The following is a 15,457-nucleotide window of genomic DNA, read 5'->3' as shown; positions in this document are numbered from 1 at the left end:
CCGCCGGGAAGGACGAAGATCAGACCGTGGGAGGAGGGGAATGGTCCCCAGGTGCTACGCGCGGATGCCCCGGGTCGGGGTCGGGGGTGCGCAGGGCCCGGGGTCCGGGTCGGCTACGCGCCGACGCGCCGGGTCCGGGGCTGCCACGTGCCGACGCCCCCGGTCCGGGTCGGCTACGCCCCCGGTGTCGTCTCCGGGGCGGATCCCGCCCCCGCCGACCGCGCCGCCTCGTGGCGCTTGATCGCCGCTTCGCGCTTCCGTACGTACCAGATGCCGATCAGGCCGAGACCCGCGCCGGCCAGGCAGGTCCACACCCACCAGGTGAGGTCCCGGTCGTCGAACCAGCCGTAGAACGGGACCTGGACGAGGAAGAGGACGAACCAGAGGATGGTGCCGCCGGTGACGGTGCTGACGACGGGCCCTTCGAGGGGCTCGGGTGCCTCGTGCTTCGGTGTCCACTTCGCCATGGGGCCAGTCTAGGTGGCCGCGTTTCTCATCTACGCGCGGAGATAGACGCTCGCTCGTTCATGTGTTCATACTGAAACGGTTTGCCTCTGGCGTGTTTCCTTCGTATGAACCGCCAATAAAGGACTTCTCCGAAGAGGAACCCCACCCCATGAGCACCACGGCCGCCGCCAAGGCCTCCTCCCCCGAGGGCCCCGAAGCCCCCGTCTCGGGCCTCGACCGCTACTTCAAGATCTCCGAGCGCGGTTCGACCGTCGCCCGCGAGGTGCGTGGCGGCTTCGCCACCTTCTTCGCGATGGCCTACATCATCGTGCTGAACCCGATCATCCTCGGCAGTGCCAAGGACATGTACGGCCACCAGCTCGACAGCGGCCAGCTCGTCACGGCCACCGTCCTCACGGCCGCGTTCTCGACGCTCCTCATGGGGGTCATCGGCAACGTCCCGATCGCCCTCGCCGCCGGCCTCGGCGTCAACACCGTCGTCGCGCTCCAGCTCGCGCCGAAGATGTCCTGGCCCGACGCCATGGGCATGGTCGTCCTCGCCGGTGTCGTCGTGATGCTGCTCGTCGCGACCGGTCTGCGCGAGCGCGTGATGAACGCCGTCCCGGTCGGCCTGCGCAAGGGCATCGCGATCGGCATCGGCCTCTTCATCATGCTGATCGGGCTCGTCGACTCGGGCTTCGTCTCCCGCATCCCCGACGCCGCGCACACCACCGTCCCGCTCCAGCTCGGCGCCGACGGCCACCTCACCGGCTGGCCGGTCCTGGTCTTCGTCCTGGGCGCGCTCCTCACCCTCGCCCTGATCATCCGCAGGGTGCCGGGCGCGATCCTCATCTCGATCGTCGTCATGACGATCGTCGCGATGGTGATCAACGCGGTCGCGACCGTCCCCTCCTGGGGTCTGACCACCCCGGAGTGGCCCGGCAACCCGGTCGCCTCGCCCGACTTCGGCCTGGTCGGCGAGGTCAGCCTCTTCGGCGGCTTCGCGAAGGTCGGCTACCTGACCGGCGTCCTCTTCGTCTTCACCGTGCTGCTCTCCTGCTTCTTCGACGCCATGGGCACGATCCTCGGCGTCGGCGACGAGGCCAAGCTGATCGACAGGGACGGCAACTTCCCCGGCATCAACAAGGTCCTGCTCGTGGACGGCCTGGCCGTCGCCTCCGGCGGCGCGACCTCCTCCTCGGCCACCACCTGCTTCGTGGAGTCCACGGCGGGCGTGGGCGAGGGTGCGCGCACGGGTCTCGCCTCGGTCGTGACCGGCGGTCTGTTCTCGGTGGCGCTGTTCCTCACACCGCTGGCCACGATGGTCCCGTCCCAGGCGGCGACGCCCGCGCTGCTCGCGGTCGGGTTCCTCATCCTGGCCGGTTCGGTCAAGGACATCGACTGGAGCGACTTCACCATCGCGGTGCCGGCGTTCCTGGCGATGGTGATGATGCCGTTCACGTACTCGATCACGAACGGTATCGGCATCGGCTTCATCGCGTTCAGCGTTCTGCGGCTGGCTGCCGGCCGGGGCCGTGAGGTCCCGGTGGCCATGTACGTCGTGTCGGCGGTCTTCGTCTTCTACTACGCGATGCCGGCGCTCGGCCTCACGTGATCCGGTAACCGCTACGCGATGCCGGCGCCCGGCCTCGCGTGATGCCGGGGCGGGACGGCCGCCGCGTCGTCCGTCTCGCCTCCCGCTTCGTCGGACTGCCCGTAGAACCTCTCCGTCTCGTCGACGGCGGTCTGGAACCGCTCGTCGAAATCCTCCCGAATGAGCGTCCGGACGACATAGTCCTGGACGCTCATTCCTCTTCTCGCGGCGTGGCTCCTGAGCCGGTCGAGCAGCTCACCGTCGATGCGCAGGCTGAGCACTGTCGATCCCATGTCGTTCAGGGTCGGGGCAGCCGGGGCCTCTTCGCGTCACTTTCTGGATCCGGCTCACTCGTTCGGGTGATACATGGAGACCGGAGTGTGATCTGCCCGGCGCTGTGCTGCCATGTGTGCCGCCAGGTGCGGGTGTGATCCGTGCGACGCCGACGCGATCCGGCTGGTATTTAGACAGGGTAATGAGTTAGGCTAACGAACATGCCTGACCTGTCCCACGGCACCGCCGACGACGCCGCGGCCGTGAACGCGCTCCGCTCCTCCGTCATGCGACTGGGCCGACGCCTCAAGCACCAGCGCGTCGACGAGTCGCTGAGCCCCACCGAGATGTCGGTGCTCGGCACCCTCGCCCTCTGCGGTTCCGCCACCCCCGGTGAGCTGGCCCGCAAGGAGCACGTACAGCCGCCGTCGATGACCCGTATCGTCGCGCTGCTCGAAGCCAAGGGACTGGTCCGGCTGGAGCCGCACCCCGACGACCGCCGGCAGAAGGTCGTCAGCCCCACCGAGCAGGCCGAGGCCATGCTCGAAGAGTCCCGCCGCAAGCGGAACGCCTGGCTGGCCACCCTCGCCGAAGGTCTGGACGAGGACGAATGGGCCAAGCTGCGCGCCGCGGCCCCCGTCCTGGAGAAGCTCGCCCACCTGTAGTCCACGCGCCGAGGAGGCGAACGCATTTTGAGTACGGGACCCGGAGCAGACTCCGCACCCGTCCACAAACCCACCCTCAAGACCCGTGGGCGGGGGGAAACCTTCTCCTCGCTCCGCATCCGCAACTACCGGCTGTTCTTCACCGGAGCCATCGTCTCCAACACCGGCACGTGGATGGCCCGCATCACCCAGGACTGGCTGGTCCTGAGCCTCACCGGCTCGGCCGCCGCCGTCGGCGTCACCACCGCACTGCAGTTCCTGCCGATGCTGCTCTTCGGCCTGTACGGCGGTGTCATCGCCGACCGCTACCCGAAGCGGAACCTGCTGCTCGTCAGCCAGGCCGCCCTCGGCGTCTGCGGCCTCGCGCTCGCCGTCCTCACCCTCTCCGGCCACATCCAGGTCTGGCACGTCTACCTGATCGCCTTCCTCCTCGGCATGGTGACGGTCGTCGACAACCCGGCCCGGCAGGCCTACGTCGCCGAGATGGTCGGCCCCGCCCAACTGCGCAACGCCGTCTCCCTGAACTCGGCGAACTTCCAGTCCGCGCGGCTCGTCGGCCCCGCCGTCGCCGGTGTCCTCATCGCCGGTGTCGGCAGCGGCTGGGCCTTCCTCCTCAACGGCCTGTCCTTCCTCGCCCCCCTCGTGAGCCTCCTGCTCATGCGGACCGGCGAACTCCACAAGGTGGAACGCGCCCCGCGCGGCAAGGGCCAGCTGCGGGAAGGACTGCGGTACGTGGCCGGACGGCCCGACCTGATCTGGCCGATCGTCCTCGTCGGCTTCATCGGCACGTTCGGGTTCAACTTCCCGATCTGGCTCACCGCCTTCTCCGGCGACGTCTTCCACGTCGGCGCCGGTACGTACGGCTTCCTCAACACCCTCATGGCCGCGGGCTCCCTCGTGGGCGCCCTCGCGGCGGCCCGGCGCGGCTCGACCCGCCTGCGGATGCTGGTCCTCGCGGCCGGGGTCTTCGGCGTCCTGGAGATCGCGGCGGCCCTGTCGCCGACGTTCTGGCTGTTCGCGCTGCTGCTCGTGCCGATCGGCATGATCGGCCTCACGGTCAACATCACCGCCAACTCGGCCGTCACGATGGCGACCGACCCGGCCATGCGGGGCCGCGTGATGAGCCTCTACATGATGGTCTTCGCCGGCGGCACCCCGATCGGCGCGCCGCTCCTCGGCTGGATCACCGACACGTACGGCGCCCGCGTCGGCTTCGCCACTGGCGGCGTGATCTCGCTGGTGGCGGCGGTCGTCGTCGGCCTGGTGCTCGCGAAGATCGGCGGCCTCAAGGTCGCGATGGCCTGGCGCCACGGCCACCCGCAGGTGCGGTTCGTGGCACGGGAGCGGCTGGCGACGGCGGCGTAGCCCTGGGGCGGGCGGCGGCCTGGTGGGTGGCCGGGCGGTGGGTGTGCGTCCGCCGGGGCCGGGGCCTCCCGTCGTCGTCCGGCCGGTCCGCCTTCGTGCGTGCGCTCGTCGGTCTCGATCTTCCTCGCTCGATCACGTCGCACAACCCTTCGAGGAGTTCGCTGGTCGTAAGGGGCGTATACATCGGGTTGGGGAGGAATACACCTTGCGTACAGCTTCGTCGTATCGCCGTCTCGTGATCCCGGTGGGCGTCGTGCTCGCCGCCGTGACGACCGCCTCGCTCACCGCCCCGGCCGCGACCGCCGCACCCGCACCGGCGGCCGCCGCTCTCACCGCGGTGCGGGCCGCCCCGATCCAGGTCCCGTTCCTCGCCTCGGGCGGCTCGCTGATCGGCGCGGGCACCACCGGCTTCCTCACCCGGGACGCCGACGACGTCGTCCGCTGGACGCGGTACGCGGACGGGGACTCCAAGGTCATCCGGGCACCCGGCTCGCCGTCGGGACCACCAGACGGCGTGCTCTGGACGTACCTCGGCAAGGGCGACGGCACGTTCGCGCCGCGCACGCGGATCGGTGGCGGCTGGCAGGTGTACGCCGACATCGTCGGCATCGGCGACGGCAACAAGGACGGCCGCCCCGACGTCTACGCCCGGACGCCGGCGGGCGCGACCTACTTCTACCCCGGTACGGGCGACTACAACGTCCCGTTCGCGCCCCGGTCCGCCACCGGGACCGGCGTCGCCCCCGCCGAGACGGCGTACAACCAGCTCTTCTGAGAGCCGGTCCGGCCGGGCGGCTGCCAGACTCTCCCCATGAGGCTCTTCGCCGCCGTCCTGCCGCCCCCGGAGCAGCTGGCCGAGCTCACGCACGTCGTGGACCGGCTGCACCGGCTCCCGGGGGCGGACGGGCTGCGGTGGACCTCGCGGCCCGGGTGGCACCTCACGCTCGCCTTCATGGGCGAGGTCGACGAGGAGCGGCTGCCCGAGCTGCGGGCCCGGCTCGCCAGGGCCGCGCACCGCACCCCGCCGTTCCCGCTGCGGCTGCACGGCGGCGGGCACTTCGGGCGGCGCGCGCTGTGGACCGGGGTCGCCGGGGACCTGGACGAGCTGCGACTGCTCGCCGAGCGCGCGGACGCCGCCGCGCGCCGGGCCGGGATCCCGATGGACGAGCACCGCCGCTACCAGGGGCACCTGACGCTCGGGCGCGGGCGGACGGACCACGTGGACCTGCGTCCGTTCCTGGACGTGCTCGACGGTTTCGAGGGGACGCGGTGGCAGGTGGCCGAGCTGGCGCTCGTCCGCTCGAACCTGCCGGTGAGCGGGGTGCCGGGTGAGCAGCCGCGGTACGAGAGGGTCGGCGGCTGGCCCCTCGAGGGAGCCGGGGGCGGGCGGGACGTCCGGGCGGGTTAGCCTCGAAGGGTGGATCCCAAGACCCGTAACCGCATCATGGCCGGCGTGCTCGTACTGATGTTCGCGATCATCGCGGTGGCCTCCGTGACCGGCCTGTAGGCGGGGCGCGCGTCGCCCGCCGCCCCGCGGGCACCCCCTTGCTTCGAGCGCACTCGAAGCAGTTGGCTTGACGTCCATGGAGTACACGCAGCTCGGACGCACCGGACTCAAGGTCAGCCGTCTCGTCCTCGGGACGATGAACTTCGGCCCCCAGACGGACGAAGCCACCAGTCACGCCATCATGGACACGGCGCTGGACGTGGGGCTCAACTTCTTCGACACCGCCAACGTGTACGGCTGGGGTGAGAACAAGGGCCGCACGGAGGAGATCGTCGGTTCCTGGTTCGCGAAGGGCGACGGCCGCCGCGACAGGACCGTCATCGCCACCAAGGTGTACGGGAACATGGGCGCCGACGGCGAGGCCTGGCCCAATCACGACAAGCTCTCGGCGCTGAACATCCGCCGGGCCGTCGAAGGCAGCCTCAAGCGCCTCGGCACCGACTACATCGACCTCTACCAGTTCCACCACATCGACCGTTCGACCCCCTTCGAGGAGATCTGGCAGGCGATCGACGTCCTGGTCCAGCAGGGCAAGATCCTCTACGCCGGCTCCTCCAACTTCCCCGGCTACAAGATCGCCCAGGCCAACGAGACCGCCGCCCGGCGCGGCTCCGTCGGCCTCGTCAGCGAACAGTGCCTCTACAACCTCTACGAGCGGCGCGCCGAGATGGAGGTGATCCCGGCCGCCCAGGACTACGGCCTCGGGGTCATCCCCTGGTCCCCGCTCCACGGCGGCCTCCTCGGCGGCGTCCTGAAGAAGGAGACCGAGGGCAGGCGGCGTACGGAAGGACGCGCGGCGGCCACGCTCGCCGACCCGGCGGCGCGGAAGCAGTTCCAGGCGTACGAGGACCTGCTCGACAAGTACGGACTGGAACCGGGTGAGACGGCCCTCGCGTGGCTCCTCACCCGGCCGGGCGTGACGGGTCCGATCGTCGGCCCGCGTACGCCCGAGCAGCTGACGAGCGCGCTGCGCGCCCTGGAGGTGGAGCTGGGTGAGGAGCTCCTGGCCCAGCTCGACGAGATCTTCCCGGGTCCGGGCCCCTCCCCGGAGGCCTTCGCCTGGTGATCCCGTAGGGGTTCAGGGGGCGCCGAGCCAGCTGGTGGCGTCCAGGCGGAACGCCGTCTCCGCGGGGACGACGTTCCGCAGGGACGTCTCGATGTCCCGGACGCGGTCCGCGCCGAGGGCCGCGACCCACTCCGCGCGCAGTTCGTCGAAGATCGCGGCGGAGCGGGCGAGGGCCTCGTGGCCGCGCGGGGTGAGGTGGACGAGTTTGCGGCGGGCGTCGGCGGGGTCGTCGGCGCGGTCGGCGTACCCGAGGGCGAGCAGCCGGTCGACGGTCTTGCCCGCGGCCTGCTTGGAGACGCCGAGGTGCCGCCCGATCTCGCTGGCGGTGGCGCCCCGGCCGCCGATGGCCTGCATGGCGAAGCCGTGGGCGGGCCGCAGCTCGGGGTGGCCCTCGGCGGCGAGGCGGGTGTGCAGCCGGTCGATCAGGGTGCGGAAGCCGCCGAAGAGGAGCAGGGGAAGCTCGTAACCCGGCGTACCGGCCGGACCGCCACCGGGGCCGTGGCCCGGACCCTGGCCCGGAGTGCTGCCCGGGGCGGCGACAGCCGCCCCGACGGGTTCGCCGCCCGACGTCGTGGCGGGCCCGAGGTCCCGACCGGTGCCCGACGCGTCTGTCGAAGCAATTACCCCCTTGCCCCAATCGACAACCTGGTTTACTTTATCTCCATCGACATGGTCAACCATGTTGTCGATTCTATCCTCTCGCCCGGCCCCGCACATCTGGAGACGCCTTGTCCGTGGACCTGCCCGCCCGCACCGCCAACGCCGTAGCCCTCCTCAAGGAGTCCCCCGAGACCCTCGACGGCTTCCTGAAGCTCAGCCAGATCTTCGAGTCCACCACCCTCGACCCGCACTCCCGCGAGACGGTGATCCTGATCGTCGCCGCCCGCAACCAGTGCCACCTCTGCGTCGACATGCACGAGGCCAAGATGGCCGCCCTCGGCCCGGCACCCGACCCCGAACGCCTCGAAGCCGTAAGGACGTTCACCCTCCAGGTGCTCGCCACCTCCGGCGCCGTCGGCGACGACGAGCTGGCCGCCTTCCAGAAGGCCGGCTACACCCGCCGCAACGCCCTGGAGGTCGTCCTCGGCATCGGCGCCTACACCCTCTCGACCTTCGCGAACCGCCTCACCCGGGCCGCCTGAGAGAGCTCGTAGGGGCCGCCCAGGCCCCACGCCCGGTGCATCCCGTCCGCGAAGGCGGCGGCCAGTTTGTGTTCGCCGGCGGGGCCCGGGTGGGTGCCGTCGTAGGTGTCCGCGCCGAGGTCGTACGACGCCGGGACCGTCGCGAGCAGGAGCGGCGAGGCAGGCGTGTCCAGGTCGGCGACCGCCTTCGCGAGGAGCTCGTTGAAGCGGGCGCACTCGGCGGCGAAGGGGGCGTCGTACCCGGCGCGCACGTTGGGTATGACCGGCAGGAGGACGGCCCGCACGTGCGGGTTCGCGGTCCGGGCGGCCGCGACGAAGGCCCGTACGTTCTCCTCGGTCTGGTCGCTGTTCGTGTAGAAGCCGAGGTCGATCAGGCCGAGCGAGACGAGCAGCACGTCCGCGCCGGTCGCGGTGACCGTCTCCCCGATCGCGGGCGCCATGTGGAGCCAGCCCTCGCCCCAGCCGGCCAGATGGCGCCGGGCGTGGGCGGGGAAGTCCGGGTCGGCGTAGGCGGCCGAGACGGGGGCGTCGGCGGCGGGGTCGTACAGACCGGTGCGCGGGCCGACGATCTCGTACCCGCCGGGGAGGGTGGACTCCAGGTGCCGCCACATGCGGTACCGCCAGGTCCAGTCGCCGGCGCGTCCGATGGTCATGCTGTCGCCGACGAACAGAAAACGCATGGTCATATCATCGCGGACGCCCTCCCTGACCTGCGACGTGATCCGGGCCACGGCCCCGCCCCGGCCACGTCACGCGTTCAGGAAGGCCTCCACCGCCGCCGCGCACCCCTCGGCGTCGTCGTGCCACGGGAAGTGCCCGGCTCCCGCGACGACCGCGATCCCGGCCTTCGGGAAAAGAGCCGCGTACGCGGTGGCCGTCGGCACCGGCGTGTTCACGTCGCCCTCCCCGGCGACGACGAGCACCGGCCGCCCGAATTCCGCGAACACCGCGCGCGTGGCGGCCGGTTCGTAGACGCCCTCGCCCCCGTAGACCGATGCGGCCGGCTCGTTGCGCTGCCGCGCCCCGGCCGCGTGCCGCTCCCGCGCGGCCTCGTCCCACGTCCCGTGGAAGAACGGCGTCACCGCCCCGAACGTCTCGGCCGTCCCGCGCCCCGCCGTGACCTCCTGGAGCGCGGCGTACGCGGGCCCGAACCACGGCTCGTCCCGCCGCAGCCGCGCCGCCGCGAGCCGCTCCTCCGGAGCCGTGTCCAGTCCGACGGCCGCCGTGCCCGGGGTGAGGAGGACGAGCCGGCCGACGCGCTCGGCGTACCGGGTGACGTACAGCGCGGCCAGGTTCGCGCCCGCCGAGTGCCCGAGGAGATCGATCGTGTCCAGCCCGAGGTGCACCCGCAGCGCCTCCACGTCCTCGACGAGCCGGTCGCAGCGGTACGAGTCCGGGTCGTCCGGCGCCGCCGAGCCGCCCGTCCCCCGCAGATCGAGCCGGATCAGCCGCCGGCGCGCGGACAGGCCGCCGAGGTCGCCGAGATAGACGGAGTCCTGGAGCGGCCCGCCGGGCAGACAGATCAACGGCTCCCCGGTCCCGGGACCGGAATCGTGGTAGGCGAGCAGGGTGCCGTCGGGTGCGGGGAAGGTGTGCGCGGAGAAACCGGGGGCCGGCGCGGCGGAGGGAGACATGGGCGCGACCCTGACAGCGTGTCCGGCGGGGGTCAAACGGGTTTCCGGCCCTCGGGGCCGGGAAACCTCACGCCGGCCCCCACACCGGCCCGGGACCGACGCGGCCCCAGCCCCCTGAACGGCCCCCCCACCCGCCCTACACCGACCCCGACGCTGGTCAAGCAGGTTTCAGGGGCAGCCGACCGGCCGCCCGGTCCCGCTTCGTGGCAGGCTGGGGGACATGCGATCTGCTCTGTGCGCTCTCGGCGCGGCGGTGGCCCTGGTGCTGCTCCCGGCCGGTCACGCCCGTGCCGAAGGGCCGGAGCCCGACCGGGACTTCACGATCGAGGACTCCCGCGTCACCGAGTCCAGCGGCATCGCCGCGAGCCGGGCCCACCCCGGGATCTACTGGACGCACAACGACCAGGACGCGCCCCTGATCTACGGCATCGACTCCCGTACGGGAAAGACGGTCGCGACCCTGACCCTGCGGGGCGTCGGCACCCCCCGGGACATGGAGGCCATCGCGGTCGGCCCGGACGGGGACCTCTACGTCGGAGACATCGGCGACAACCTCGACGGCACCTGGGACCACGTCTGGATCTACCGCTTCCCCGAGCCGAAGGTCCTCAAGGACCAGAAGGTGGCGGCCCGGCAGTACGTCGTGAAGTACGCCGACGGGGCGCGCAACGCCGAGGCCCTGATGGTGCATCCGAAGACCGGCCGGGTGTACATCGCCAGCAAGAACGAGGAGGGCGGCGGCCTGTACGCGGGCCCCGAGAAGCTCTCCTCGTCGGGGACGAACGTGTTCCGGCGCATCGGCGAGGTCCCGTGGGTGACCGACGGCGCGTTCTCGCCGGCCGGCGACCGGCTCCTGCTGCGCGGCTACTTCAGCGCCAGGGAGTACGTCTGGAAGAACGGCCGTCCGGACGGCGAGGGCACCTCCGTCGGGGCCCCCTTCCAGGGGCAGGCGGAGTCGGTGACGTACACGACGGACGGCTCGGCGTTCATGTTCGGCTCGGAGGGACAGGGCAGCAGGGTCGTCCGGGTGGACCGTCGGGAAACCGCGCCGCGCCCCTCGGACAAGCCGGCGGACACCCCGGGCGCGCCGACGTCCCCGCAGTCGCCCGCGGCCGACGGGGAGGGCGGTAGCGCCACGGTGGGCTTCCTCGTCCTCGCCGGCGCCTTCGTGCTCGTCTTCGGCATCAAGCGCCTTCTTCGCCGCGGCTGACGGACCCCTCCCGCGGCGACCGGGCGCGGTCGAGGTCGCGGGTCGAGACTGGAAGGAGACCGGACAGGCCGACAGGCCGGGGACGAGCCGTGGAGGAACCATGACCGGATTCACTCGCGAGGACACCCCCGTCGCCATGGAGGGCGGCGGCGTGGACTTCCGTACGCAGGTGGCCGGGGGCGACATGAGCGTCGCCTTCATCCACCTCCCCAAGGGCACCGACATGGCCCCGGCGCTCAAGGGCCTGGAGGGCGATCTGTGCCAGTGCCCTCACTGGGGGTACCTCCTGCACGGCCGGATCAGGATGCGGACCGCGTCCGGCGAGGAGATCTACGAGGCCGGGCAGGCCTACTACTGGGGCCCGGGCCACGCCCCCGAGGCGCTTGAGGACACCGACGTCGTGGAGTTCTCACCGACGGCCGAGTTCACGGCGGTCGTCGACCACGTGAAGGCCCAGTCGGGCTGAGCCCGCCGGACACGGCGGAGGGCCCGGCATCGGTCGTGTCCGACGCCGGGCCCTCCGTACGACGGGGTGTTACAGCTTCTCGATCACGTGGTCGACGCAGGCCGTGAGCGCGCGCACGTCCGCCGGGTCGACCGCGGGGAACATCGCGATCCGCAGCTGGTTGCGGCCGAGCTTGCGGTACGGCTCGGTGTCCACGATCCCGTTGGCGCGCAGCACCTTGGCGACCGCCGCCGCGTCGATGTCGTCCGCGAAGTCGATCGTGCCGATGACCTGCGAGCGCTTCGCCGCGTCCGTGACGAACGGCGACGCGTACTTGGACTCCTCGGCCCAGCCGTACAGCGCGTCCGAGGACTCCTTCGTCCGGGCCACGGCCCAGTCCAGACCGCCCTGGCCGTTGATCCACTTCAGCTGCTCGTTGAGCAGGAAGAGGGTCGAGAGCGCCGGCGTGTTGTACGTCTGGTTCTTCAGCGAGTTGTCGATCGCCGTCGGCAGCGAGAAGAACTCGGGGACGTGCCGGCCCGACTCGTGGATCTTCTTCGCCCGCTCCAGGGCCGCCGGCGAGAACGCGGCGAGCCACAGGCCGCCGTCGGCCGCGAAGGACTTCTGCGGGGCGAAGTAGTAGACGTCCGTCTCGGTGATGTCGACCGGGAGGCCGCCCGCGCCGGAGGTCGCGTCGACCAGGACGAGCGCGCCCTCGTCGGCGCCCGCGACCCGCTCGATCGGGGCGGCGACACCGGTGGAGGTCTCGTTGTGGGTGTACGCGTAGACGTCGACGCCCGCCTCCGCCACCGGCTCCGGGTGGGTGCCCGGGTCGGAGGAGATCACGGTCGGCTCCGCCAGCCACGGGGCCAGCTTCGCGGCCTTCGCGAACTTGGAGGAGAACTCGCCGAAGGTGAGGTGCTGCGACTTGTTCTCGATGAGACCGTGGGTCGCGATGTCCCAGAAGGCGGTGGAGCCGCCGTTGCCCAGGATCACCTCGTAGCCCTCGGGGAGCGAGAAGAGGTCGCGGATGCCGGTACGAACCTCGCCGACCAGGTTCTTGACCGGAGCCTGGCGGTGGGACGTGCCGAGGAGAGAGGTGCCGGTGGCGGCCAGGGCGTCCAGCGCCTCCGTACGCACCTTGGAGGGGCCCGCGCCGAAACGGCCGTCGGCGGGCTTGATGTCAGCGGGAATCTCGATATCAGCCACGAGGCGGAGAGTATCGGGTCGGGAAGGGGCCGGTCGCCGGATGTCCGCCCGATGAGACGAGCACTGAGACATCCTGGGACTGTGGGAACACACGAGGAACACCCGTCCGGTCTCGCCTCCGACCTGCGCGCCGCCGTCGCGGGAGACGTCGACTTCTCGACCACCGCCAGGGCTCTGACCTCGATGGACGCCTCCAACTACCGGCGTGTTCCGGTCGGCACGGTCGCGCCGCGCGACGCCGACGACATCGGACGTCCATCGGCGGCCAGGCCACCGGTACCGGCGTCGTGCTCGACCTCACACGGCACATGAACCGCCTGGTCTCCCTGGACCCGGAGGAGCGGACGGCCGTCGTCCGGCCGGGGCTCGTCCTCGACCGGCTGCGGGAGGCGGCACGGCCGTACGGGCTGACCTTCGGACCCGACCCGTCCACGCACAGCCGCTGCACCCTCGGCGGCATGATCGGCAACAACGCCTGCGGGGCGCATTCGGTCGCCTGGGGGACCACGGCGGACAACGTGCGCTCGCTGGATGTGGTGACGTCACGTGGCGCGCGGTTGACGCTCGGGCGGGACGGACGGGGCGCGCCGCCCGGACTCCTCGATCTCGGCGGCGCCAACCTCGCCCTGCTGCGGACCGGTTACCCGGAGGGCCTGCCGCGCCGGATCTCCGGCTACGCGCTCGACGCGCTGCTTCCCGAGCGGGGCGCGGACGTGGCCCGCTCGTTCTGCGGCAGCGAGGGCACGCTCGGAGTGCTGACGCAGGCGACCGTACGGCTCGTCCCACTGCCGGAGGAACCGGTGCTCGTCGTCCTGGGGTACGCCGACGAGAGCGCGGCGGCCGATGCGGCGGCGGGGCTCCTGGCGTACGGCCCGCTGACAGTGGAGGGTATGGCGGCCGATCTCGTACGGGGCGCGGAAGGGCTGCCGAGGGGCGGGGCGTGGCTGTTCTGCGAGGTCGACGGGGCGGGGGCGGCCCGGCGCCTGGTGCGGGCCGCGGACGCCCTCGACGCGGCCCTGGTGCGGGACCCGGCCGGGCAGCGGGCGCTGTGGCGGATCCGGGAGGACGCGGCGGGCACGGCGACGCGGCTGCCCGGGGGCGAGGCCTGGCCGGGGTGGGAGGACTGCGCGGTGCCACCGGCCCGACTCGGTGCGTACCTGCGGGAGTTCCGCGCGCTCCTCGCCGATTTCGGTCTCCGGGGAGTCCCGTACGGGCACTTCGGCGACGGCTGCGTCCACGTCCGGATCGACTTCGACCTGTGGACGGAGCAGGGGGTACGGGAGTTCCGCCGGTTCTCGGAGGCGGTGGCGGACCTGGTCGTCGCCCACGGCGGCTCGCTCTCCGGGGAGCACGGCGACGGCAAGGCGCGGGCCGAATTGCTGCCGAAGATGTACGGGGCGGAGCTCGTCGGCCTGTTCGGTGCCGTGAAGGACGTGTGGGACCCGGACGGGGTCCTGAACCCGGGGATGCTCGTGAGGCCGGAGCCGCTGGACTCCGGGCTCCGCTTCACCGGGCTTCCGGTGGTGGGGGTGGGGAGGGCCGCCGCCCGGTGCGTGGGAGTCGCCAAGTGCCGTGTGGAGGGACCGAGTCCGGGCCCCGGGGTGATGTGCCCGTCGTTCCGGGCCACGGGGGAGGAGAAGCACTCCACCCGGGGGCGGGCGCGGCTGCTGCACGAGATGGCGCTCGGCGAGGTCGTCACCGGCGGCTGGCGCTCGGAGGAGGTGCGGGAGGCGCTCGACCTGTGCCTGTCCTGCAAAGGCTGCCGCAGCGACTGCCCGGTGGGCGTCGACGTGGCCGCGTACAAGGCGGAGTTCCTGGACCGGCACTACGCGGGCCCGGTCGGCTTCCTGCGGCGGCCGCGCTCCCACTGGACGATGGGCGGGCTGCCGCGCTGGCTCGGCCTCTTCGGGCGGGCGCTGAACCCGGTGATGGGGCTGCCGTTCGCGGCGAGGCTGGCGGGGGTGACCCCGGAGCGGACGATGCCGCGCGTGGCGGAACGGTCCTTCACGTCCTGGTTCGCGGACCGGGAGCCGACCCGCCGGGCGACGCCGCGCCCCGGCACGGACCGGGAGCCGACCCGCCGGGCGGACCTGACGCTGTGGCCGGACACGTTCACGGACCATTTGGCACCGGAGGTGGGCAGAGCGGCGGTCCGGGTCCTGGAGGCGGCGGGACTGGGAGTGGCGCTGCCGCCGGGCCGGGTCTGCTGCGGGCTCACGTACGTGTCGACGGGGCAGCTGGGGGCGGCCCGGCGGGTGATGCGGCGGATGCTGGACGTGTTGGAGAGCGGTGAGGGCGCCGTGAGGGGCGAGGGTGCCGAGGGGCGTGCGAGGGTCACGGGGGGCGGGAGGCCCCTGGTGGTCCTGGAGCCTTCGTGCGCGGCGACCCTCCGGTCCGACCTGCCGGAACTGCTGCCGGACGACCCGAGGGCGGCGCGTGTCGCCGCGTCGGTCCGGACGTTCGCGGAGGCCCTCGAGACGCTGGCGCCGGACTGGGACCCGCCGCGTCTGGACCGACCCGTCACCGGCCAGACGCACTGCCACCAGCACGCGGTCCTGGGCGACGCGGCGGACCGCCGGCTCAGGGAGCGGGCGGGACTGACGGGGGAGCTGGCGGGAGGCTGCTGCGGCCTCGCGGGCAACTTCGGCTTCGAACCGGGCCACTACGAGGTGTCGGTGGCCTGCGCGGAGGACCAGCTGCTCCCGGCGCTGCGTGACGCCCCGGCGGAGGCGGTGGTCCTGGCGGACGGCTTCTCGTGCAGGACGCAGATGGGGGACGTGGGGGGCGTCCGGGGGCGGCACCTGGCGGAGGTGCTGGGGGAGGGGCTGGGGGTCTCCGACGTACCGGGGTGATTCCGTGAGGGGCGGCCGGAGGTTCCGGGGACGTGCGGAACTCGTCAC

At 72.2% G+C, this 15,457-nt stretch carries 15 protein-coding genes and 1 pseudogene; 10 read left to right on the top strand and 6 right to left on the bottom strand.

The genetic code is table 11. The features are described from left to right. Positions 1–173: 173 nt before the first annotated feature. Entirely contained in the window at positions 174–467 is a 294-nt protein-coding gene (locus ACFWV2_RS05525; RefSeq protein WP_384402012.1) for a DUF2530 domain-containing protein, read from the bottom strand. Positions 468–616: 149 nt separating this feature from the next. Here ACFWV2_RS05525 and ACFWV2_RS05520 point away from each other — a divergent pair, with 149 nt between their 5' ends. Then, on the top strand, positions 617–2,062 hold the full coding sequence (locus ACFWV2_RS05520; RefSeq protein ID WP_384402009.1) for an NCS2 family permease: 1,446 nt from the start codon (positions 617–619) through the stop codon (positions 2,060–2,062). An 11-nt stretch (positions 2,063–2,073) separates the two neighbouring features. On the opposite strand, the gene ACFWV2_RS05515 is transcribed toward ACFWV2_RS05520, so the two are convergent. Continuing rightward, positions 2,074–2,334, bottom strand: coding sequence for a hypothetical protein (locus ACFWV2_RS05515; RefSeq protein ID WP_384402006.1), 261 nt, complete (start codon positions 2,332–2,334; stop codon positions 2,074–2,076). 201 nt (positions 2,335–2,535) lie between these two features. On the opposite strand from ACFWV2_RS05515, the gene ACFWV2_RS05510 reads away from it, so the two are divergent. The 5 genes from ACFWV2_RS05510 to ACFWV2_RS05490 all read left to right on the top strand — a co-directional run bounded on the left by ACFWV2_RS05510 (position 2,536) and on the right by ACFWV2_RS05490 (position 6,917). Then, positions 2,536–2,979: a MarR family transcriptional regulator gene (locus ACFWV2_RS05510; RefSeq protein WP_360794739.1), complete on the top strand. Its 444-nt coding sequence runs from the start codon at positions 2,536–2,538 to the stop codon at positions 2,977–2,979. Positions 2,980–3,006: 27 nt separating this feature from the next. Then, entirely contained in the window at positions 3,007–4,344 is a 1,338-nt protein-coding gene (locus ACFWV2_RS05505) for an MFS transporter (RefSeq protein WP_384402003.1), read from the top strand. A gap of 205 nt (positions 4,345–4,549) precedes the next feature. Beyond that, positions 4,550–5,119, top strand: a complete 570-nt coding sequence (locus ACFWV2_RS05500; protein WP_384402000.1) for an FG-GAP repeat domain-containing protein — start codon at positions 4,550–4,552, stop codon at positions 5,117–5,119. Positions 5,120–5,155: 36 nt separating this feature from the next. Continuing rightward, positions 5,156–5,752: an RNA 2',3'-cyclic phosphodiesterase gene (gene thpR / locus ACFWV2_RS05495; protein ID WP_384401997.1), complete on the top strand. Its 597-nt coding sequence runs from the start codon at positions 5,156–5,158 to the stop codon at positions 5,750–5,752. Positions 5,753–5,927: 175 nt separating this feature from the next. Next, complete coding sequence (locus tag ACFWV2_RS05490) at positions 5,928–6,917, top strand: aldo/keto reductase (protein WP_384401994.1); 990 nt, start codon at positions 5,928–5,930, stop codon at positions 6,915–6,917. 12 nt (positions 6,918–6,929) lie between these two features. On the opposite strand, the gene ACFWV2_RS05485 is transcribed toward ACFWV2_RS05490, so the two are convergent. Then, complete coding sequence (locus ACFWV2_RS05485; RefSeq protein WP_384401991.1) at positions 6,930–7,598, bottom strand: MarR family winged helix-turn-helix transcriptional regulator; 669 nt, start codon at positions 7,596–7,598, stop codon at positions 6,930–6,932. A gap of 47 nt (positions 7,599–7,645) precedes the next feature. Between ACFWV2_RS05485 and ACFWV2_RS05480 the strand changes: the two genes are divergently transcribed. Beyond that, positions 7,646–8,059 (top strand): carboxymuconolactone decarboxylase family protein, encoded by a 414-nt coding sequence (locus ACFWV2_RS05480; protein ID WP_384401988.1) that lies wholly within the window; start codon positions 7,646–7,648, stop codon positions 8,057–8,059. On the opposite strand, the gene ACFWV2_RS05475 is transcribed toward ACFWV2_RS05480, so the two are convergent. Further along, positions 8,014–8,739: a GDSL-type esterase/lipase family protein gene (locus tag ACFWV2_RS05475; protein WP_384401985.1), complete on the bottom strand. Its 726-nt coding sequence runs from the start codon at positions 8,737–8,739 to the stop codon at positions 8,014–8,016. The genes ACFWV2_RS05480 and ACFWV2_RS05475 overlap by 46 nt on opposite strands. A gap of 69 nt (positions 8,740–8,808) precedes the next feature. Beyond that, complete coding sequence (locus ACFWV2_RS05470; RefSeq protein WP_384401982.1) at positions 8,809–9,693, bottom strand: alpha/beta fold hydrolase; 885 nt, start codon at positions 9,691–9,693, stop codon at positions 8,809–8,811. A gap of 220 nt (positions 9,694–9,913) precedes the next feature. Between ACFWV2_RS05470 and ACFWV2_RS05465 the strand changes: the two genes are divergently transcribed. Together ACFWV2_RS05465 and ACFWV2_RS05460 are read left to right on the top strand one after the other, a co-directional pair. Next, positions 9,914–10,903 (top strand): WD40 repeat domain-containing protein, encoded by a 990-nt coding sequence (locus tag ACFWV2_RS05465; RefSeq protein ID WP_384401979.1) that lies wholly within the window; start codon positions 9,914–9,916, stop codon positions 10,901–10,903. Between the two features lie 100 nt (positions 10,904–11,003). Next, positions 11,004–11,369, top strand: a complete 366-nt coding sequence (locus ACFWV2_RS05460; protein WP_384401976.1) for a hypothetical protein — start codon at positions 11,004–11,006, stop codon at positions 11,367–11,369. A 69-nt stretch (positions 11,370–11,438) separates the two neighbouring features. Here the strand turns inward: ACFWV2_RS05460 and serC are convergent, their stop codons facing one another. Further along, entirely contained in the window at positions 11,439–12,557 is a 1,119-nt protein-coding gene (serC, locus tag ACFWV2_RS05455; RefSeq protein WP_384401973.1) for a phosphoserine transaminase, read from the bottom strand. Between the two features lie 51 nt (positions 12,558–12,608). Between serC and ACFWV2_RS05450 the strand changes: the two are divergent. Beyond that, positions 12,609–15,409: pseudogene (locus tag ACFWV2_RS05450) on the top strand (FAD-binding and (Fe-S)-binding domain-containing protein). Positions 15,410–15,457 lie beyond the last annotated feature (48 nt).

Origin of the sequence: Streptomyces sp. NPDC058671 (assembly GCF_042716475.1) — a bacterium.
GTDB lineage: Bacteria > Actinomycetota > Actinomycetes > Streptomycetales > Streptomycetaceae > Streptomyces.
Note: the sequence above shows the minus strand (reverse complement) of the source record. Positions and strands in the feature narration are given on the sequence as shown.